Origin of the sequence: Peribacillus simplex, assembly GCF_030123325.1 — a bacterium.
In the GTDB taxonomy this organism is placed as follows: Bacteria; Bacillota; Bacilli; order Bacillales; family DSM-1321; genus Peribacillus; species Peribacillus simplex_D.
Map to the genome: position 1 here is coordinate 1,962,448 of NZ_CP126106.1, position 20,212 is coordinate 1,982,659.

Sequence of the window (20,212 nt, forward strand, 5' to 3'; positions counted from 1 at the left end):
TTTATCTACAAGATTTCTTGAATCTTTAAAAATACAACACACAAAACTTCCGATTTACCCTTTGAAAGGAGCATTTAGCTCCTAATCTAATTTGAAATGTAAGATGTGGGAATTCCACCCTTAGGAATATGGTGCCCTCTATTTTTCCCCGGTCTATTCCGTTGTAGTCTCCAATTCACTATTAACCCGATATATCTTTCTAGGTCTTCCTTTAGCTGTAGGTGCTTCTTCACCAATTATTTCGGCAATCTCCTGCTCGACTAAACCATTAAGAATTCGCCGTGCGTTCCGGGGGGTCATTTTTAACCATTCTGCAAGAATTGATGCTGTTATAGAGTGGTTCCCCGTTCTTTTTTGTACAGACAAAATCTTGTTAAGTGTTGTAATCGTGACTCCACACTGTTTAAGTTTTTCACTGATTTCCTTATTCTCCGTCCGATAGCCAAAAGAAATGCTTTCTTGTTCTTTAAGAGGACCTTCAATAATCCCTCTATCATCTACAAGGAATGCACAAAAAGAATCGTAATTTTGTGCATGATTTAAAGCAAGTCGTGCATTTTCCTCCGCAGCCAATGCAGTTTCCCCATAGCCGATCCCAACATTCGATGGTAATTCCGATATTAAAGCTAATTTTTCCAATAGATCCCCAATTTGTTGCCCTGTTTCTTTTATGGAACCTCTCGTGGAGAAAATTACAAATGTTCCAACCCCAAGAGGTACAAAAGTGCCGAAAATCGATTCGGAAAAGTTTAATACGGCATCTTGTACCTTTAAGTTCAAGCGATGTAAATCGTAGGATATGGTGTGGTGATTCATGTTTGTATCCATATTCTCTACCTTGATAAATATAGCAGCAATTTGTGATTGTTTAAAATGAAGGGTTTCCCATTTTTGGATCGCTGTTTTTAGCGTTTCACGTATGTTGCTACGTGTAGGGGTAACTCGATAAACAGGAATTCCTTGTAACTTCAATTTTTCGTATACAAAGTACAGACAGGTAATGCAAATATCAACTTGTCCCTCTTTAAATAGTTTTTGATGAAATGCAAGAAGATCCTGGAGAGTAGTATCATGAAGATATTCATGAACATGAATATCTTCATATGAAATGCCCAGATCATGATATGTCTCATATACATCACTTTCTTTAAGCAAATCTATACTCATCCGATTGAGGCTTTTAGAATCTTTATAACCTACTTCCACCAACGTTTTTGTTAAGCTTGCCCCATCTAAGTTAAGATAAAAAAAAGGTTGTTTGGAACCGCTTTTTTCAACAAAAGGATAGAGGGCTGGACCCGCAAAAATCCAAAGGTCGACCAACAGTTGATTTTGTTTCACGATATTTGTCGCCTCTTCAGCATTTTGATATCCAAATGGAATCGGGTACAGTCTGTCGGAGTATTCTTTTGCAATATCGCATATAATCTGTACATAGTCACTTGGACCAACAATTCCGGCTTTTATTTTCATAGTCGAACACCACCTAATAGAATAACTTGCAAATTTTTCAAAAATGTTATGTATTATATAGGGAAATATATTAATTAATCGATTAATTCCAGCATTTTGCTTACTAATTTGTTAGGGTTTTCTTTAATTGATTATAACAATTATAGTAAACATTAGTATATATGTTGAATGAATTGCTCTATTGCAACAAGCAGCATTTCTTCCTTTAAAAGAAACGGACCTTTAATGGATAATCAAGAAAAATAAAATTATAAGAATTGTTAGAAAATTCAGTTGACATTCCGCTGGATTTTTTTTATGATTTATTTAAGGAACACATTGAGAATAATTCCTTAAATAAAAAAGGGGGATGCATTTTATATGAGTAATAACTCTTCTCGGGATAATCAATCGTTGCAGTTAGTGAGTCCTGAATCGTTTAGAAATGTAATCAGTCATTTCACAAGCGGAGTATCGATAATTACAGTAAGGGAAGGTGAAATAGATTATGGGATTACTGCCAGCGCAGTTAGTTCTGTGTCTCTTGAGCCTCCAATGCTACTTGTATGTGCCAATAAAAATACAGGTACATGCCATGCTATTTCGAAAGCGGGTTCATTTACTGTAAACATTCTTGCTGAAAACCAGGGGGAGCTTGCGATGCAGTTTGCCAGGTCGAACACTGAGAAGTTCAAAGGTGTGGAAATGTCCTATGGCGAACTGGGTAACCCCGTTTTAAATAACACACTTGCCCAGATTGAATGCCGGGTGGTCGAAGAAGTAACAGGAGGTACTCATTCCGTCTTTCTGGCGGAGGTTCAAAAAGCCCATGCACTCATAGGGGATCCGCTCGTGTATTTCAAAGGAGAATTTGGCTCGTTCAAGAAAGCTTAAAACTGAAGGAAAACAAGCTGTTTGTCTAAGCCCATTCAAAATGAAAATTGGATAACAAATCATCTAAAAGGAGGAAATAGTATGGCTTTAATGACTGGTAAGCAATATCGTGAATCATTGAATGACGGCAGGGAAGTATTCATCGATGGGGAAAGGGTCAAAAATGTAGCTGAACACCCATCATTTAAACCGATAGTTGATGTGAAAGCAAGAATGTATGACATGCCCTTTGAACCTGAAAATAAGGAGAAGTTAACAACTAGATTGGAAGATGGCGAAGTCGTTTCACGAGCGTATAAAGCTCCAAAGACTAAAGAGGATTTAACTGGAATCCGCAATCACGTGGAAACCGTGCTTGATGATCTTGGCGGAGTGGTATACCGTGTTGGGGATGAAACGATAGGTGAAATGTGGTCCTTATATGACGCGCAGGATAAATTAAATGAAATTAACCCTACTTATGCGAAAAATATTGCGAATCATATCGATAGAGTGGCAAGAGAAGATTTGTTCCATGTTTCCGCTAATACGGATCCAAAAGGTGACCGAAGCAAACTTTTTAGCGGAAAAGATGGCGGAACCCTGCTGCATGTTGTTGAAGAAAACGATAAAGGAATTGTCGTAAAAGGTGCGAAGTTTGAAACGGCTGCCGCCTATGCTCACCAGGCATTCGTTAAACCGACTATCTTGAATTGGGAAGCCGGAGAAGAAACTATGGCGCCATTCGCTTGTGGATTCATCGCTGATATGGGAGCTCCCGGATTAAAGCACATTTGCCGTACGTCTCTCGGGACAGGAAAAAATGATACAGATTATCCGATCTCTACAAAATTTGAAGAAATTGATACATTGCTAATATTCGATAACGTACTAATTCCATGGGAAAATGTCTTGTTCCATCGTTCATTAGCCTCTGCAGCGTACATTCGTTCCACACTGCATCGGTATTCTGCCTTTAACTACGTCCTAAGAGTATTGCGCAGAGCAGATTATTTGCTAGGAACGGCTTTATTGAACGTTGAACAAACAGGTCTGACAAAGCTGCAGGCAGTAAGGGAAAAAATATCTCAGCTTATTAATTATCGTGAAGGAATTAATGCTCATTTAACAGCAGCTGTTGCAAATGCGGAAGTCAGCCCCGGAGGTTTAATGATGCCAAACCAATCTCTTCTGTACACTGGCCGTGTATTTGCACTATCTAATTTCCCGGCGATGGCGCATTTAACAAGGGAACTCGTAGGAGGGCAACTAGCCGTTACACCAGATTCCGAAACGTTTGCAGATCCAGTGATTCAAGAATATGTTGATAAGTACTATTCCGTTGGTGAGTGGAGCGCGAAAGAAAGAGGAAAATTACTATACTTTGCGAGAGACCTCTTGAATTCTTCTTACGCAGGCCATAGAACTACTTTTGAATTGTTTGCTCAAAGTCCTCCATTTGCTCAACAGATGTCAGTTTTCAATAGCTTCGATATGGAAGCACAGCGCGAAATGGTTCGTAAAGCAGCGGATTTAAAAGCGGCTATTACTGTTACTAATCAGTAATCTTGAATATAGAAAGGGGAAGTTTTCATTGGAAATACATACACAAGGCACCTTACAGCTTTCTGAATCGGTTCTATCGATTGGTGCACTCGACGGCATCCACAGGGGGCATCAAGCATTGCTATTAAAGGCAAAAGAACGGGCCATGAAGCTTGGAGTTCCTTTTGTTGTATATACTTTTGATCCTCCTCCAAAAGTCTTTTTTAAAGGATGCCAACTGTTAATGTCAGTGGAAGAGAAGCTTCAGCGCCTCGAAATGCTAGGAGTTGACCATGTTATAGTCGGTCCATTTGATGAAGCGTTTACTCAAAAGGAAGTTCCGGTATTCATTGAAGAATTAAAAGAAATAAATCCCATTGAAATCTGGGAAGGCCCTAACTTCTTATTCGGAAAAAATAGAAAGGGCACCATCGATGTATTACGCCGCTATTTTAAAGTAGAAGTGTTACAGCCCCTGACATGTGAACGAGGTGAAATGATCTCTTCTTCACGCATTCGCAAGCTTTTGCAACAAGGAAACTACCCTCAGGCAAAAAAGCTGCTAGGGGCCGAGTGTTTTACGATGATTTCAATGTGTGAGAACCCATATGCCAGAAAAAATAGGTTGGAAATTCAATAATATAATAAGAAGCAAGGGAGAATTAAGAAAATGGAAATTAAAAGATACCGTAAATTTGAAACGAATAAATTTTATCCAGCTGATATGGGGGAGGAATCTCATCACGTAGCAAATGAGTTTTCTATGGTTGTCCGTGCTGGAAACCGTATCTTCATGAGAGGGCAAACTGCATTTGATCTGGAAGGTAATTTTCACGGGGAGAATGATGTTACTGAACAGACAGAGAATGCTTGTCGCTGCATCAAGCAGTTGCTTGAAGAAGCAGGGGGGCGAATGGAAGACGTTTGCAAACTCACAACTTATGTCACTGATCGTTCCTATCGAAAAGAAGCCTACGCTGTTATTGCTAAGCATTTTAAAGGCGTATATCCAGTTAGTACAGGACTTGTCGTCAATGGGCTGGCTCTTCCTGAAATGCTGGTGGAAATAGACGTCGAAGCAATTATTAGCGGTAAGGAATAAGGGGATATGTCGAATATAAAATAAATGAATGGAGCAGCAACTATTGAAAAGAATCATGCTTGTTGCTCCTTATTTTCTCAAGGGAGGATTAAAAATGAACATAACAAGTACGTTTTCCGTGGCAGGACGTTGCTCTAGAACAGGAGCTTTAGGAGCTATTGTCACTTCCAGCAGCCCAGCTGTTGGGGCAAGATGTCCCTGGGTCAAATCAAATATAGGTGTCATCCTGACGCAAAATGTCACAGATCCCAGACTAGCAGACATAGGACTTTCAGCTTTGGAAAAAGGTTACGGCGCCCTGGCGTCAATTCGGACAATGGTGGCTGCCTCGGACTTTCCTGATTTTAGACAGCTGGCTGTTGTCGATACGAACGGGGAATCAAGCGTGTTTACAGGTGAAAAAGCGCTTGGAGTACACGGGGACTATTATGCTGATAATGTTGCCAGCATAGGTAACCTGTTAAGCAATCCAGAAATCCCAAAAGCGATGGGCCAACATTTTCTTGAACGGAAGGACCTTTCTTTACCTGAGCGCTTAATTTCAGCTCTTGAACTCGGTTTTAACATGGGAGGGGAGCTTGATCAAGAACATTCTATTGCACTCTTGGTCTATCATCCGGATACTCCGTTTGCTTATGTAGATCTGCGTGTTGATTATAGCGATGATCCACTAAATGATTTGAAAAAACTATGGGAGATTTATAGTCCGCAAGCGGAAAATTATAAATCTAGGGCAATTGAGCCGGAGCTTGCACCTTCCTATGGGGTAAAAGGTGACGAATAAAAGGTAACGCTAACCAGTTTGGAGTTCCTGGGAGAAGGGTGGCAGTGAGCAGCTATGAAAATCGATATTGACCGTTTATTGTCGGACATCAAGGAGTATGCTGAATACGGAAAAAATGATCAAGGAGGGGTGACAAGGCCCAGTTTTTCACAAGCCGATCATGAAGTGCGTGCACGGTTTATAAAGGAATTAGAGGACATGGATTTAAAGGTCACTATTGACGGGGCCGCCAATATTTGGGGTAGGCACAAGGGGAGTGGAAAAAAACAAGGCAGTATTGTCATTGGATCACACCTTGATTCCGTTCCGAATGGAGGTAAGTATGATGGCCCGTTAGGTGTTCTTATGGCGAAAGAAATTATTAAAACATTAATTGAAAATAACGTGATTCTTGACCATGACTTGGAAATCGTTTCATTTACGGCAGAAGAATCGAATGATTTTAACTTATCAACGTTCGGAAGCCGTTCTTTCGTCGGCCGATTGAAAATCGAGATGCTGAAAGATGTCTTTGATTCAACAGGTGCCCGGCTTAGTGAAGAACTGATTAAAGCTGGGGGAGGCCTTGATAAATTCCCAATGATGAAGGAAATGGGAAAGAACAAAAAGGGTTTTATTGAACTGCACATTGAGCAGGGACAGCGGTTGGAAAGTAAAAATATATCCATGGCGGTCATCAACAGAGTTGTCGGAACTTATCGAAGTAAAGTAAGGGTTATCGGGCAGTCTAACCACTCCGGTACGACAATGATGGAACATCGGAAGGATGCATTGACTGCTGTAGCTGAAATGATCCTTGAAGTGGAACGTCAATGCCAAGAAAGTAGCAGCAGTGTAGTTGGAACAGTCGGTAAATTGAATGTTTTACCGAATGCAGCAAATATTATTCCAGGACAAGTTGATTTTATCTATGAAGTCAGAGGAGAAACAGAAGAGGGAATTCAACATAAGGTCAACTTAATACAGAGCGCTTGGGAAGAAATCGCCAGGAAAAGAAAGGTGGACATTCAGCACCGAGTTTTTCTTGATCAAAAACCAGTTGTTTTGGATGAGGATATTGTTCATATATTACAAAGCACAGCTCATGAGATGGAAGAACCTTTTATGACGTTCTCCAGTATGGCGATACATGATGCAGCTCATATGGCAATGATTACAAAATCAGCCATGGTCTTCGTGAAAAGCGTTGATGGGAAGAGTCATTGTCCGGAAGAATACAGTCTGCCTAAGGATATTGAAAAAGCCGGTAACTTAATTTTGCAGGGAATTATGAACATTGATCGGGAATTGACGTAAAATTCCTCGGTTTATGAGTTCAAGTTTTTAAATAGTATAGTCAGCTTTACATGATGGCTCCGAATTTTCATGAAGGATATTTGCATTTTCAAACAAATAAGCTCCTTGCTGTTTTTTTCTATTAGAAATATTGCTCCGTTCGTTACTTTTTACAAAAAATGATAGAGTAATACCCTCTATTAATAAATAAGTATGGCTTTAGAGATTAAATAGAGTTAAATTCTATTATGGTAGCTTTTTAATTACATGATGCCAATTTAAAAAAGTCAGGGGGATTGATTAATGGCATTTGTAACTGACAAACGCTCATTTTAACCGTTTGAGATTGTAAGCGCTATCAAATTTTTAAAAAATTCTTAGATAGTAATCGAAACTTGAAGTTAAAAAGTAAACGGGGAGTGAGAATGAGTGAAACAGGAAAACAATGTGAATGTGGTGAAAACCCCTTCTAAATGGCTTGCTTTAATACCAATCGTGTTTATGGCATGTGCACTGGCAATTGGAATTGGTGTTTATGGTGCTGATACACATGTACCCCTTTTAATAAGTACGGTCGTTGCAGTGATCGTCGCTTTGAAGCTTGGTCATAATTGGCATTCAATTGAAGAACATTTAGTAAAAACAATTAGTGTATCAATTAAAGCCTTACTGATACTAGTGATAATCGGGGCCTTCATTGGAGCTTGGATGGCATCTGGAATTGTGCCATCGATGGTTTATTATGGATTAGGGGTCGTATCTCCAACGTATTTTCTTGTTACAGCCTGCATCATTTCTGTTCTTGTCAGCATCGCTGGAAATGCCTGGTTTGCTGCTGGTACGATTGGAGTAGCGTTAATGGGAATTGGGCATGGCTTGGGTGTTCCATTACCGATGGTTGCTGGTGCAGTCGTATCGGGTGTTTATTTCGGTGATAAGATGAGCCCTTTATCGGATGTGACGAACTTCACCTCGGCGGTTGTGGGTGTAGACCTTTTTGAACATATTAGGAACCTAATGAACACTACATTCCCCACACTCATTATTTCGCTAATGCTGTATGCATTTCTCGGGTTTAAATTTCGTGGAGAAGGTGCAGATTTGTCACAGGCTGAAAAGATTCAAGGAATTCTTTCAGATCAATTCGTTATCTCGCCGTTTTTATTAATTCCGTTACTATTTATTGCGCTAATTTTCATTTTGAAGATACCGGCCATTCCTGGCTTGACTGTCGGGGTCCTTATTGGTGGGGCTTGTTCCCTATTTGTCCAAAAGACTTCGTTAGGTAATATGATTAACATCATGAATAATGGTTATACTGCCAAAACGGGTTACAAAGTTACGGATGAATTGTTAAACCAAGGTGGGATTCAAGATATGATGTATACGGTTTCTTTAATCCTTATCGCTCTATCATTCGGCGCTATTCTCGAAAAAGCGAAAATATTGGAAACTCTTCTTGGTTCGCTGCTTCGGAAAGTAAAACGGACAGGCAGCTTAATTACAGCGACTGCTGGTACGTGTATCGCTTCAAACATCGTAGGATGTGACCAATTCATGTCCGTTATTATCCCTGGACGCATGTATTTGAATGAATATAAAAAACGGGGGCTGCATCCGAAATTGCTCGGACGTACATTGGAAGATTGCGGGACAGTGACAGCAAGTCTTATTCCATGGACTACTTGTGGTATTTTTATGTTTTCTGTTCTAGGTGTTTCTCCGATTGAATATGCGCCGTATGCATTCTTTTGCTATATCAGTACTTTTGTAGCTATCGCTTTTGGATATTTAAATATAAAAATCAACCGTTTAGAAGTAGAAGAACTAGCTGGAATAAGAAGTGATAATAAAGATAAAGATCTCGAATCTTCTTTTCCAATGGAATAAAAATCATATAAAACAACCGGGTTAATTATTCAGATTATTGACAATAGTCTAATTATAATATATATTTTTATTTAAGGAATAATTCCTTATTTGTTCTCAATATAAATTTTACTAGGTTAATAGCAAAAGTGTTTCATTTTAGGGATTTTAAATAGTTATTACATTGGGAGGTATGGAACATGGTAATTTCTAAAACCGAGTCGAGAATCGAAAAATTAATTGAATCAGACAAAAAACATTATCTTCATCCAACGACTGTACCTAAATTGTTTATTGAAAATGGCCCAAAAATAATTTTTCAAGAAGGAAATGGGATCCGTGTAACAGACATTAAAGGTGATACATATATTGATGGCGCTTCCATGCTTTGGAATGTGAATTTAGGACATGGAAACAAGGAACTTGCGCAGGCTTCATATGATCAGATGTCTACTCTTGCTTACAGTTCTTCATTCTATGGCTACTCAAATGAAAAAGCTGTTCGCTTGGCCGAAAAAGTAGTTTCCGTTGCACCTGGTGATTTAAGTGCTATCTTTTTCACATCCGGTGGGTCGGAATCAAACGATACGGCTTTTAAACTAGCACGTTTTTATTGGAATTTAAAAGGTCGTCCAACAAAGAAAAAAATCTTATCGATAAGCCGTAGCTACCATGGTGCAACGGTTTCTGCTGGAACAGCAACTGGCATAGATGCTTTCCATAGTTTTGCAGGTTCAAGAGATGCCGATATGGTGAGGGCAAAATCACATTTGACTAATTGTGAGCTTGGCGATAAGAATGATCCGAACTATGAAGGATGCATTCGTGATGTCATCGAAAAAGAAGGAGCGGAAACCATCGCTGCCCTAATCCTTGAACCAATTCAAGGTGCAGGAGGAGTTCACGTTTCTCCTGATGGTTATTTAAAAGCAGTTAAAGCCCTGTGTGAAGAAAATGATATCCTGATGATTTCTGACGAAGTCATTTGTGGATTTGGCCGTACCGGAAAAATGTTCGGTGTCGATAACTGGGACGTTGTGCCTGATATCATGAGTGTAGCAAAAGGGATTACGAGCGGTTATGCCCAGCTTGGGGGCGTTTTGGTTAATAAAGAAATCAGAGATACTATCGTTCAATATGATCAAATTTTAGGTCATGGATTTACTTATAGCGGACATCCAACAGCTTGTGCCGTTGGATTGAAAACGATTGAAATTCTCGAACGCGACAACATTCTTGATAACGTTAACAAAATGGAGAAAGAGCTGAAGAAAGGGTTTGACTACTTAACGGATAAACACCGGTATTTCACGAAATCAAGAGCGGTCGGCTTGCTTGCCGGATTTGAGCTTCAGCAGGACCGTGACTTGGATGTACCATTTGCAGAATCAGTCAAACCAGCTTCGTTTGTCGTTAATCAGTGCTTCAAACACAAATTGATTTTAAGAGCTGCAGACTTTGAAAAGGGCAAGGATATTGTTGCCATTGCTCCGCCGCTTATCATTAATAAACAAGAAATATCGGAAATGATCAATATTATCGATACAGCAGTGACTGAATTTAATAAAACCATTAATTAAATGATTGGATTCATACAACATGCTAGAGAGCTAGAAGGCTTAGCCGCTCGATCTCTGGCATGTTTATTTTTAGACTGGAGGAACCAAGAATGGCGAACCAAACACTTGAAATCAGCAATAAGGTGAGTGAGTTTTTAAAAGGTAAGAAAAAGTTGTACATCGATGGAAAATTTGTGGAATCGTGTTCTTCAAAAACATTTGAAACAATTAATCCAGTTACTGAAGAAATATTGGCGACAGTCTATGAAGCGGGAGAAAAAGATATAGATTTGGCAGTTAAGGCAGCAAGGAAAGCATTTGATGAGGGGCCATGGTCAAAGATGAGTGCCGCTGAAAGAGCAAAGTTCATCTTGAAATTAGCTGACCTTATTGAAAAACATCAAGAAGAGCTGGCACAATTAGATACTTTGGACAATGGAAAGCCAATAAATGAAACACGGTCCGTCGATGTACCAGGTACGGTTGAAACGTTCCGGTATTTTGCTGGTTGGGCGACAAAGAATATGGGGCAAACAATTCCTGTTTCCGGTCCATTCTTAAACTATACTCGTCACGAACCAGTCGGAGTAGTAGGACAAATTATACCTTGGAACTACCCTATTAATATGGTTTCATGGAAAGTGGCTCCGGCTTTAGCTGCAGGCTGTACGGTTGTTTTGAAGCCCGCTGAACAAACTCCGTTATCGGCACTTTATTTTGCAGAACTTGTTGAAAAAGCAGGATTTCCTGCAGGAGTTGTTAACATTGTTCCTGGATTCGGTGCGAAAGCCGGTCATGCAATAGTGGATCACCCAGATGTAAATAAAGTTTCGTTTACTGGCTCGACGCCTATCGGGAAGCAAATAATGAAACAAGCCGCAGATTCAATGAAACGGTTGACGCTGGAGCTTGGGGGAAAGTCCCCTAATATCATACTCCCTGATGCTGACCTTTCAAAAGCGATTCCCGGAGTGTTCAACGGCATTATGTTCAACCAAGGAGAAGTTTGCAGTGCGGGGTCGAGAGTATACGTTCAGAAGGATCAATTCGATGAAGTCGTTTCCGGTATGGTTTCCCTAGCTGAAAACGTTAAGCTTGGAAATGGATTGGATACAGATACGACCATGGGGCCTCTTGTTTCAAAAAAACAGCAAGACCGCGTGTTTGAATTTATTAACATTGGTAAAGAAGAAGGAGCAAAAGCAGTAACAGGCGGAAGAAAATCGGATAAAGGTTTCTTTGTCGAGCCGACTATTTTTATTGATGTAGAAGAATATATGACGATTGCAAAAGAGGAAATCTTCGGACCAGTCGTCGTTGTCATGCCTTACGATACGGTGGAAGAAGTCATTGAACGCGCAAACAACTCTCCTTACGGTTTAGGTGCGGGTATCTGGACAGAGAACGTGAAAATGGCACATAAAGTTGCTAATCAATTAAAATCAGGAAATATTTGGATTAACTGCTATGATGTAATAGACCCTGCCTCTCCTTTCGGGGGATATAAACAGTCGGGATTTGGTAGAGATTTAAGTGCCTATGCTTTAGAAAGTTATACCGAGGTGAAGAGTGTTTGGGTAAATTTGGAATGAATATAGTTTGTGGTGAAATCACTATCAAACCGTATTTAAATATAGCTATTGATAAGAATAAAGATATAAAAGAAAACCAGTTTACAAATTTGTTTTTTGCTTAGGGATCTATATTTACAGTCATCGGTTTTTTAAAGGAAAAATCGCTTATTGCGAAGACCTATTATGACAACAAAGGCGCCGGAGCTTGTGGGATTCTGGCTCCGGCTTTATTTCATGAATGATATAGTGATGAACTGATCGAAAACACAGTTATTATTTTGGCAGCCAGCTGCTCATATACTCATCATCTTCTATAGCGTGTGCTTCTTTTACGATATACAGCGGACGGAATGTATCGACCATGATTGCTAATTCACGCGTTTCTTTTTTACCGATACTTGCTTCAATTTTACCTGGATGCGGACCATGAGGTAAGCCGCTTGGATGAAGGGTAATCGATCCGGTTTCGATGCCGCGGCGGCTCATGAAGTCTCCATCCACATAATATAGTACTTCATCACTTTCCACATTGCTGTGGACATAAGGAGCAGGGATGGCTTCTGGGTGATAGTCATACATACGTGGTACAAATGAACATACAACATAATTATGTGCTTCAAACGTCTGATGAACTGGCGGTGGCTGATGAACACGTCCGGTTATTGGTTCAAAATCATAAATGCTGAACGCATAAGGGAAGAGGTAACCATCCCATCCAACCGCATCAAGCGGATGAAAATCATACGTATAGGATGTGATCATGCCTTGTGCACGCACTCTGATTTCATATTCTCCTTTTTCATCTTTAGGCTCCAATTTTTCTGGTGTCCGGAAATCACGCTCACAATATGGTGAGTGCTCAAGAAGTTGGCCAAACTCATTACGATAGCGTTTTGGTGGTACAATTGATGAATTCGATTCAAGGATGAAAAAGCGAGCTTCTTCTGATTCCAGGGCTACGCGATACGTGGTGCCAATCGGAATGATGAGATAGTCACCTGGCCAAAAGCTTAGTTCACCGAAAATACTTTCGATTTTGCCTCTTCCTTCATGGACAAACAACATTTCATCACCCTCACCGTTTCGATAAAAGTAATCCATTTGCTGGTTAGGGCGAGCAACGCCAAGTGCAACGTCATCGTTTGCCATGAAAATTTTGCGAGCTTCAAGAAAATCGCCGCCAACTTCCGTATTCCATGTCCGGAAATGACGATGTTTTAATGCATCTTTTTCTTCATATTCATAACGAACATCACGAATTTTTTGTGCTTTTTTTACTTGTGTTGGTTGATTGATATGATAAATGAGTGACTGAATACTCGAGAAACCTTTCGTACCCATCAATTGCTCATAATATAGGCTTCCGTCCTCCTGGCGAAACTGAGTATGACGTTTATGGGGAATGCTACCCATTTTAACATAATGTGTCATTGCCAAAACTCCTTCCATGTAACTATCTTTTTCATTTAGTAGATTAGTTGCTACATCTTCACTTTTTGGGTACCCAAAATCTTTGCCTCCGAAAGGGCTGGCAAAACTTGACCGCTTACTTCACCAAATCCAATTCGATACCCATCTCCTTGACACCACCCACTGATAGTCAACTTGTCCCCATCCTCAATCCAGCTTCGTTCGCCCCCGCCCTTAAGTTGAAGCGGTTCTGTGCCGCGCCATGAAAGTTCAAGGAGGCTGCCTCGTTCTTCACGGCTTGGACCGCTGATAGTCCCAGATCCATGCATGTCACCAGGACGGATATTACAGCCTGTAATGGTGTGGTGAGCGACTTGCTGAGCGATTGACCAATACATATAGCTAAAGTTGGTATTCGTAATTCTGGTTGCTTGTTCTGTATTTTCTGGTGTCAAATGAACTTCAAGTTTAATATTAAATGCCCCATCCTTTGTTTGCTTCAAGTAGGGAAACGGCTCTGGATCTTGTTGTGGTCCACCAGTACGAAAAGGTTCCAGTGCTTCTAGCGGCACAACCCATGGCGAAATGGATGTGGCAAAGCTTTTAGAAAGAAAGGGGCCAAGAGGCTGGTACTCCCATGCTTGGATATCACGTGCACTCCAGTCATTTACGAGAACGAGCCCGAAAACATGATCTTCTGCCTGATTAACTGGAATTGGTTCTCCAAGAGGGTTGCCAGGTCCAATAAACCAGCCCATTTCAAGTTCGAAATCAAGCTGTATAGATGGACCAAATACTGGATAATCTGCACCCGTTGGTTTGCGTTGTCCCGAAGGGCGACGCACATGGGTACCACTTGGTACGATGGAACTGGCACGTCCATGGTAACCAATCGGCAAGTGTGTCCAGTTTGACATGAGGGCATTGTCTTTCCCTCTGAAAATTGTACCCACATTGGTCGCATGCTCTCTTGAGGCATAGAAATCTGTATAGTCTCCAATATCTGCAGGAAGAAGCATCTCTACATCTGTCAATGGGTGAAACGCTTTCAAACGAAGCTCTTCATTATCTCGTAAATCAGGCGTTTTCGAATCCAAAAGGTATTGAAGTTTGTTACGTACAGCAGTCCAGACCGGACGGCCAAGTGACATAAATTGATTAAGAGAGGAAGAGGAAAAAACTTTTTTTTCTTCTGCACCGGTCCCACTTAGCAATCCAACTTCATCGATTACAGATAAATCAAGAACATAATCACCGATGGCTGTACCGGCACGGGGGCTTTGCCCTTTTTTTTGGAAAATGCCGTATGGCAAGTTTTGAATTGGAAAATGTGATTCTGGTGTTGTCTCAATAAAGGAATGTTTCATCGTACTGCCTCCCCATGAAAAATAGTAAGCTCTCCTAGTTCTTCCCGAGGCTCATTAAAGCTGCAGCTTCCATATGAAGCTGCAAAGAAACTGCGCGCTTTGAAGATATCGGTCGAACTGACAGTAAAATCGCGCCAGGAAAGCGAGTCTGTTGTAAATGAAAAATTTGTTGGGTCTTCATCAAGCAAAATGGCTTGAATGGTTGCTGTATTGACAGAACGGCTATATGCCATAATAGAAGCGGTAAATACGTTAACAAAACCATGCATGCGTGTTTCCACTTCCGTTCGGTACTGGCGAATCGGATGGTGCAGTCCTGCTGTGAATTTAAGTGCCAGTTCTCGTTTCTGGCATTCGTGAATAACGAATGCGGCTTGTTTGACAGAAGGAAACAAATTAGCCGTGATTCCACCCATGCGCATTTTGATACCTATACGTTTCAGAGATTTTTGATTAATCGAATGGATGGTTTCCAATGTATATAGAAGTTGATCATTCGTTCCTGTCATTTCACAATAAATGGGATAACTCCCTGTTCGTTTTTCAAGATTCTCTAAGAAGGAAGAATTAATCTGTGGTGGAAGCGGAAACTCGATTGCTTCTATGGTTCCCGCGGTTTTATATGTTTCTAAAAAAAGTCGGATAGCTTCCATTTCGGTTTCGATTTCTTCGGATTTCGTTAAAATTACAGATAACCTAAGTGGATATTGATCATTAAACTGGGCTTTAAATGGTATAAGTTCACCCAATCGTGAAGCAGGAATAACAAACGTGCCGAGCATCCAGCTGTCCGATTCATGGATGTATGCATGGAAATTTGAAATAGCTTTTGGAAGCGGAAGCGCGGCCGGTGGAAATAGACCTGCATAATCAATAAGTTCGGTCATAAAATGACTGACCGCTTCTTCCCTCCACTTAACATTTACTTTAGTTAACAACTACCTCACACCTCCTATTAAAGGAGGCCATACCGTGAGAGACAACGGTATGACCGTTCCAAATCAAATATTTCCGCGAAGTTCTTGCTCACGTTCAATCGATTCAAACAATGCTTTAAAGTTCCCGTCTCCGAATCCAAGTGCACCTTTACGCTGAATGACTTCGATAAACAGCGTTGGACGATCAACAAGTGGTTTAGTGAAGATTTGTAGCAAGTAGCCTTCATCATCACGATCAACCAAAATATTAAGTTCTTGAAGTCGTTTTACATCTTCATCAATATCTCCTACACGATCGGCAAGTTCTTTATAATAAGTCTCAGGGGTATTTAAAAATTCCACACCATTTTCTTTGAGGGCAGCCACCGTGCCGATGATATCGTTTGTCAAAAGGGCAAGATGCTGAACACCTGGTCCATTATAGTAATCTAGGTATTCTTGAATTTGAGACTTGCGCTTTCCTTCCGCAGGCTCATTAATTGGGAACTTAATGCGTCCTGTTCCATTCATCATGACTTTTGACATCAAAGCAGAGTACTCGGTCGAAATGTCTTCATCATCAAAATGCTTGAGTACTGTAAAACCGAATGCACTTTCATAATAGTTTGTCCATTCTTCCATAACTTCCACATTACCAACAAGGTGGTCAACACCAATTAAACCGGTTGGTTGAGATATAAATGTGTCCTCGCGAGCTTCAAACCCTGGCATAAATACGCCTTTATAATCGATTGGTTCAATAAGCGTATGTACTGTATCCCCATATGTACCTAGAATCGCTTTTTTCACCTTGCCGTTTTCATCTTCTTCCACCCATGGTTCCCGAAGAGCGATGCCACCTCGTTCTATCGCACCCGCAAATGTTTTATCCAGATCTTTTACGAGGAGGGCGATATCTTTTACACCCTCGCCATGAAGTTTAATAAACTCGGCAACGTCTGTATCGTCTGATAAGGTGCCTGTTAAAATCAATCGGATAGCACCCTGTTCCATCACGTAAGATACACGGTCACGGGAACCTGTTTCTAATCCTTTATATGCTACAAGTTTGAAACCGAAAGATTTTGCATAGTAATAAGCTGCCAGCTTTGCGTTCCCTGTATAGATTTCTACGTAATGAACATTCTTTACCGGGAACAATTCTTCTTTTTTTGCTTTAGGTGATACTACCATTTTTTCTGACATTTTAACCTCTCCTTTATCATTTTCAACTTTTAAGAAACAGAATTTTCGAAATTCGGATTCTGTAATGTTTCACATCTTAATCTATAAAAATCCGACGCGCAAATATGTGTTTTAACGCGTTTAGTATTTATGGCATCAGTCTTTTAAACCGTTAAAGCGAATGTGCGTTTGAGTGTACTCTTGCAAACTATTGGTTAATCCAATTAAAATGTTGGCAACAAAAAACGAAGGGGAGTTAACCATGAAAATTAACATAAAGTTCTGTCCATGTAATTTTGAAGACGAGTTGGAAACTATAAAGGGAAAATTAATTGAGCGCAGCGACTTGGAGGTTATTGAGGATAAGTGCTTGTTATATTGCGGTCAATGTTTGATGGAACCATTTGCACTTATAAATGGTGAAAATATTGTTGCTGACGATCCGGATGAACTTTATAAAAAAATCAATCAATATGTGGCTAGCATTAAACCAAGGGAAACTGTGTAAAACGAAGAAAAAAAATTTTTTGATAGATGTTTTGATCGAGAATTGTATTTTTATTGTTGTTACCATCCGCAAACTTGAGGCCTTCAGAAGGGATCTATGTATGATAAAATATAAGTATGCCCTACTCCAAATTGATGATAGTAGGGCCTTATTTTTATTCTGAAGGGAATTTAATTATGACTGCATTAATTGGTAAAAAGTTCGAAAATGGTGTTTTTATCATGGCTGATAAAAGAATAACCTACAGAGGGACCGAAAACTTTAGTGATGATGAAAAAAAAGTAATAGTATTAAATCAAAATGTGATCTTTGCCTTTGCGGGTGTTAAAAATATCATCGATATATGTATGGAAGAACTAAAAATGTTTTCTCTTGGAACAAGTTCAATTGAAGAAATCGAGGCTCAATCACAAAGAATTTTTAGAAATTCATTGGAGATGTTCAAGAAGTTATATCCTGAACAGGATTATGCAACTGTTTATATATTGGCAGGGGTTACAGCTGATGGTATACCTCGTGTCACTTACTTCTCTTCAGATGATGATTTTCAAAAAAGCAATCCTCTCGATTTTTTTTATAAAACGTTTCCTAATACAGAAATGATGTACCTTCGGAATTATTTAATAAATGAAGTGGATGACACCAGAACAGATATGAGTTATTTTATCAATAAATTTTCTTCAGCCATCCGTCAGATAAACAATGAAAAGGTCAGTAAGGCTACGTATTCTTTATTCTTAACGAAAAATGGCTTATTTGAGATAGACGTTGATGAGGATGGAATTATTAAGATTGACCATATGAATCTTGATTGTTAAAAGAAAGAGACTTGCTGCTCCCGGCAGACTCTTTAAGGATGAGAATTGAGAAAACTATTTAACTTTAACGCAGTGAAAGATAGCTGTTTTGCAGAATGTTCGCTTTAGAGTATAAGCTTGCAGGAGTGGGGAACTTGTAATAATATTTAGAAAAATTGTGAAAATTAGTGTATAAACACTATTTTCACAGTGAAGGGCAGGTGGAATTAAAAAACGAGTATATGTTATGATGCTGACAATATAAATATCACACTATAGTCAAAAACAACAAATTGATTTATGATGATGTAGACATGTATTTTTTTGTATACATTATCTGAAAATTTTGATTACGGATGTGATAAAAATGAAATTAAAAACAGTACAGTCGCAAACTCTTCAAAATCAAGTTTATGAATATTTACATGAACAAATTGTAAGCGGGAACATACCACCTGGCCAACGAATTGTGGAAGGAAAAGTTTCTCAGGAAACAGGTGTCAGTAGAAGTCCAATCCGAGAGGCGATCCGCAGGTTAAACAGTGAAGGATTAGTTTCCGTCAGTCCAAGAGGCGGAGTAAGAGTGTACCGCGCAACTTTTTCAGATTTTAAATATCTTTACGAATGCCGGTTAAGCCTGGAACCTACAGCAGCTTTTTATGCCGCTTCACGTATGAATGAAAAACAGCGTAAACAATTGTCAGATTCAGTTGATAAAATGAACCTCATGGTTGATAAGAAAGAGCTTGAAAAATTAAAGATCCTAAGCAGCCAATTTCACTACCTGATTGTGGAGGCAAGTGGCAATCCTTATTTGCTGAAAATGATGAATCAGTTAAATTCATTAATTTCTTTTTATCGAAATGCCGTATTGAATATCCCTAAGAGAATAGAAGAGGGGGCAGATGAACATAAAGCGATATGGAATGCTATAAAAAATGAGGATGGGAAAGCTGCAGAGGAGTTAATGAAGGCACATATTCAACGTGATTATCAATTTTATGTTTCCATGTACTCAGGTGTTAAGGATGACGAATATTAATAAAAGGAGAGTGAAAATATGATTTTTCCAGAAAAACTTAAAATTCGTGATGTTACATTGAGAGATGGTCTGCAAAATGAGCCAGTTTTTGTAGAAACCGATCAAAAGATAAATAAAATTAAAAATTTAATTGAAGCAGGATTTGAACGTTTGGAAGTCACGTCCTTTGTTCATCCAAAGTGGGTTCCTGCGATGCAAGATGCGGATGAATTAGGACAAAATCTGCCAATGGCTCGTGGAGTAGAATATGAAGCTTTGGTCCCGAATAGACGGGGATTAGATAGGTTCCTAAATTCAAAGATACACAATGCGCTTTTTTTCCTGTCTGCGAGCACACAGCATAACCAGGCAAATTTAAATAAGAGTTCCAATGAATCTTTAATTGAAATAAAAGATTTAATTGAAGAAACCACTAAGGAGGGTAGAAAAACAATTGGTGCAATTTCAACCGCATTTGTTTGTCCGTTTGCTGGGATCGTACCGTACTCAGAGGTGGAAAGGATCGCAGAGTTCCTGGTTAATAATGGGATTTGTGAATTGGGCCTGGGAGATACAATCGGCAAAGCAACACCGAGACAGGTATATGAATATTGTAGCCGTTTAGCAGAGAAATTTCCGGACATTCCTATTGGACTTCATTTGCATGATACATATGGATACGGTTTGGCAAATGTTATGGCTGGGATACAGGCTGGTGTTCATTTAGTTGATGTAGCTCAAGCTGGTCTAGGAGGATGTCCGTATGCTCCTGGTTCTCCAGGGAATATTCAGGCAAGTCGTGTAGTGGAATTTTTAGAAAAACAGAACATCAAAACGGGTTTGGATTTGGAACAGGTAAAGAATTTAGATAAAGCATTCCCTCAGCTGTTGAATAATGCTAGAAATTTTAAAAAAACTGTATAAATTGATTAGGAATGGAAAGAACCCCGCAGTTAATTGTATACGTTATCTGA

18 protein-coding genes are annotated in these 20,212 nt (G+C 39.6%); 13 read left to right on the plus strand and 5 right to left on the minus strand.

The window, feature by feature from the left end:
• Positions 1-153: 153 nt before the first annotated feature.
• Positions 154-1,473, minus strand: coding sequence for a helix-turn-helix domain-containing protein (locus tag QNH43_RS09435; RefSeq protein WP_283917606.1), 1,320 nt, complete (start codon positions 1,471-1,473; stop codon positions 154-156).
• 360 nt (positions 1,474-1,833) lie between these two features.
• Here QNH43_RS09435 and QNH43_RS09440 point away from each other — a divergent pair, with 360 nt between their 5' ends.
• From QNH43_RS09440 to QNH43_RS09480, 9 genes are all read left to right on the plus strand, one after another.
• Complete coding sequence (locus tag QNH43_RS09440; protein WP_283917607.1) at positions 1,834-2,346, plus strand: flavin reductase family protein; 513 nt, start codon at positions 1,834-1,836, stop codon at positions 2,344-2,346.
• 81 nt (positions 2,347-2,427) lie between these two features.
• Positions 2,428-3,891 carry a 4-hydroxyphenylacetate 3-hydroxylase family protein gene (locus QNH43_RS09445; RefSeq protein WP_283917608.1) on the plus strand — a complete coding sequence of 488 codons (1,464 nt, stop codon included), beginning with the start codon at positions 2,428-2,430 and terminating at the stop codon, positions 3,889-3,891.
• Positions 3,892-3,919: 28 nt separating this feature from the next.
• Positions 3,920-4,510, plus strand: coding sequence for an FAD synthetase family protein (locus QNH43_RS09450; protein WP_283917609.1), 591 nt, complete (start codon positions 3,920-3,922; stop codon positions 4,508-4,510).
• 30 nt (positions 4,511-4,540) lie between these two features.
• Positions 4,541-4,972, plus strand: a complete 432-nt coding sequence (locus QNH43_RS09455; RefSeq protein ID WP_283917610.1) for a RidA family protein — start codon at positions 4,541-4,543, stop codon at positions 4,970-4,972.
• Between the two features lie 94 nt (positions 4,973-5,066).
• A complete protein-coding gene (locus QNH43_RS09460; protein ID WP_283917611.1) occupies positions 5,067-5,756 on the plus strand; it encodes a DUF1028 domain-containing protein in 690 nt (229 codons plus the stop codon).
• A gap of 54 nt (positions 5,757-5,810) precedes the next feature.
• The gene (locus QNH43_RS09465) at positions 5,811-7,052 is read left to right on the plus strand and encodes a M20 family metallo-hydrolase (protein WP_283917612.1); all 1,242 of its coding nucleotides are present in this window, start codon (positions 5,811-5,813) and stop codon (positions 7,050-7,052) included.
• Positions 7,053-7,460: 408 nt separating this feature from the next.
• Positions 7,461-8,921 carry a Na+/H+ antiporter NhaC gene (gene nhaC, locus QNH43_RS09470; protein ID WP_283917613.1) on the plus strand — a complete coding sequence of 487 codons (1,461 nt, stop codon included), beginning with the start codon at positions 7,461-7,463 and terminating at the stop codon, positions 8,919-8,921.
• A 179-nt stretch (positions 8,922-9,100) separates the two neighbouring features.
• Positions 9,101-10,480, plus strand: a complete 1,380-nt coding sequence (locus QNH43_RS09475) for an aminotransferase family protein (protein WP_283917614.1) — start codon at positions 9,101-9,103, stop codon at positions 10,478-10,480.
• 89 nt (positions 10,481-10,569) lie between these two features.
• Entirely contained in the window at positions 10,570-12,051 is a 1,482-nt protein-coding gene (locus tag QNH43_RS09480) for an aldehyde dehydrogenase family protein (RefSeq protein WP_283917615.1), read from the plus strand.
• A gap of 255 nt (positions 12,052-12,306) precedes the next feature.
• On the opposite strand, the gene QNH43_RS09485 is transcribed toward QNH43_RS09480, so the two are convergent.
• From QNH43_RS09485 to hppD, 4 genes are all read right to left on the minus strand, one after another.
• On the minus strand, positions 12,307-13,464 hold the full coding sequence (locus QNH43_RS09485; RefSeq protein ID WP_283917616.1) for a homogentisate 1,2-dioxygenase: 1,158 nt from the start codon (positions 13,462-13,464) through the stop codon (positions 12,307-12,309).
• A 50-nt stretch (positions 13,465-13,514) separates the two neighbouring features.
• Entirely contained in the window at positions 13,515-14,810 is a 1,296-nt protein-coding gene (fahA, locus tag QNH43_RS09490) for a fumarylacetoacetase (RefSeq protein WP_283917617.1), read from the minus strand.
• Positions 14,807-15,748: a hypothetical protein gene (locus tag QNH43_RS09495; RefSeq protein WP_283917618.1), complete on the minus strand. Its 942-nt coding sequence runs from the start codon at positions 15,746-15,748 to the stop codon at positions 14,807-14,809. The genes fahA and QNH43_RS09495 overlap by 4 nt, the downstream gene beginning before the upstream one ends.
• A gap of 63 nt (positions 15,749-15,811) precedes the next feature.
• Positions 15,812-16,933 (minus strand): 4-hydroxyphenylpyruvate dioxygenase, encoded by a 1,122-nt coding sequence (hppD, locus tag QNH43_RS09500; RefSeq protein WP_283917619.1) that lies wholly within the window; start codon positions 16,931-16,933, stop codon positions 15,812-15,814.
• Positions 16,934-17,174: 241 nt separating this feature from the next.
• Between hppD and QNH43_RS09505 the strand changes: the two genes are divergently transcribed.
• The 4 genes from QNH43_RS09505 (at position 17,175) to QNH43_RS09520 (ending at position 20,162) form a co-directional block, all read left to right on the plus strand.
• Positions 17,175-17,420: a DUF1450 domain-containing protein gene (locus QNH43_RS09505; RefSeq protein WP_283917620.1), complete on the plus strand. Its 246-nt coding sequence runs from the start codon at positions 17,175-17,177 to the stop codon at positions 17,418-17,420.
• A gap of 176 nt (positions 17,421-17,596) precedes the next feature.
• Entirely contained in the window at positions 17,597-18,238 is a 642-nt protein-coding gene (locus QNH43_RS09510; protein ID WP_283917621.1) for an Ntn hydrolase family protein, read from the plus strand.
• A 346-nt stretch (positions 18,239-18,584) separates the two neighbouring features.
• Positions 18,585-19,259, plus strand: a complete 675-nt coding sequence (locus tag QNH43_RS09515; protein ID WP_076368675.1) for a GntR family transcriptional regulator — start codon at positions 18,585-18,587, stop codon at positions 19,257-19,259.
• A gap of 18 nt (positions 19,260-19,277) precedes the next feature.
• Positions 19,278-20,162: a hydroxymethylglutaryl-CoA lyase gene (locus QNH43_RS09520; RefSeq protein ID WP_076368676.1), complete on the plus strand. Its 885-nt coding sequence runs from the start codon at positions 19,278-19,280 to the stop codon at positions 20,160-20,162.
• Positions 20,163-20,212: the final 50 nt, after the last annotated feature.

Coding starts and splice junctions, on each gene's coding strand:
- QNH43_RS09510 (WP_283917621.1), top strand. CDS start 17,597: ATGACTGCATTAATTGGTAAAAAGTTCGAAAATGGTGTTTTTATCATG.
- QNH43_RS09445 (WP_283917608.1), top strand. CDS start 2,428: ATGGCTTTAATGACTGGTAAGCAATATCGTGAATCATTGAATGACGGC.
- QNH43_RS09475 (WP_283917614.1), top strand. CDS start 9,101: ATGGTAATTTCTAAAACCGAGTCGAGAATCGAAAAATTAATTGAATCA.
- QNH43_RS09460 (WP_283917611.1), top strand. CDS start 5,067: ATGAACATAACAAGTACGTTTTCCGTGGCAGGACGTTGCTCTAGAACA.
- QNH43_RS09435 (WP_283917606.1), bottom strand. CDS start 1,473: ATGAAAATAAAAGCCGGAATTGTTGGTCCAAGTGACTATGTACAGATT.
- QNH43_RS09440 (WP_283917607.1), top strand. CDS start 1,834: ATGAGTAATAACTCTTCTCGGGATAATCAATCGTTGCAGTTAGTGAGT.
- QNH43_RS09465 (WP_283917612.1), top strand. CDS start 5,811: ATGAAAATCGATATTGACCGTTTATTGTCGGACATCAAGGAGTATGCT.
- hppD (WP_283917619.1), bottom strand. CDS start 16,933: ATGTCAGAAAAAATGGTAGTATCACCTAAAGCAAAAAAAGAAGAATTG.
- QNH43_RS09480 (WP_283917615.1), top strand. CDS start 10,570: ATGGCGAACCAAACACTTGAAATCAGCAATAAGGTGAGTGAGTTTTTA.
- QNH43_RS09485 (WP_283917616.1), bottom strand. CDS start 13,464: ATGACACATTATGTTAAAATGGGTAGCATTCCCCATAAACGTCATACT.
- fahA (WP_283917617.1), bottom strand. CDS start 14,810: ATGAAACATTCCTTTATTGAGACAACACCAGAATCACATTTTCCAATT.
- QNH43_RS09505 (WP_283917620.1), top strand. CDS start 17,175: ATGAAAATTAACATAAAGTTCTGTCCATGTAATTTTGAAGACGAGTTG.
- QNH43_RS09520 (WP_076368676.1), top strand. CDS start 19,278: ATGATTTTTCCAGAAAAACTTAAAATTCGTGATGTTACATTGAGAGAT.
- QNH43_RS09455 (WP_283917610.1), top strand. CDS start 4,541: ATGGAAATTAAAAGATACCGTAAATTTGAAACGAATAAATTTTATCCA.
- QNH43_RS09515 (WP_076368675.1), top strand. CDS start 18,585: ATGAAATTAAAAACAGTACAGTCGCAAACTCTTCAAAATCAAGTTTAT.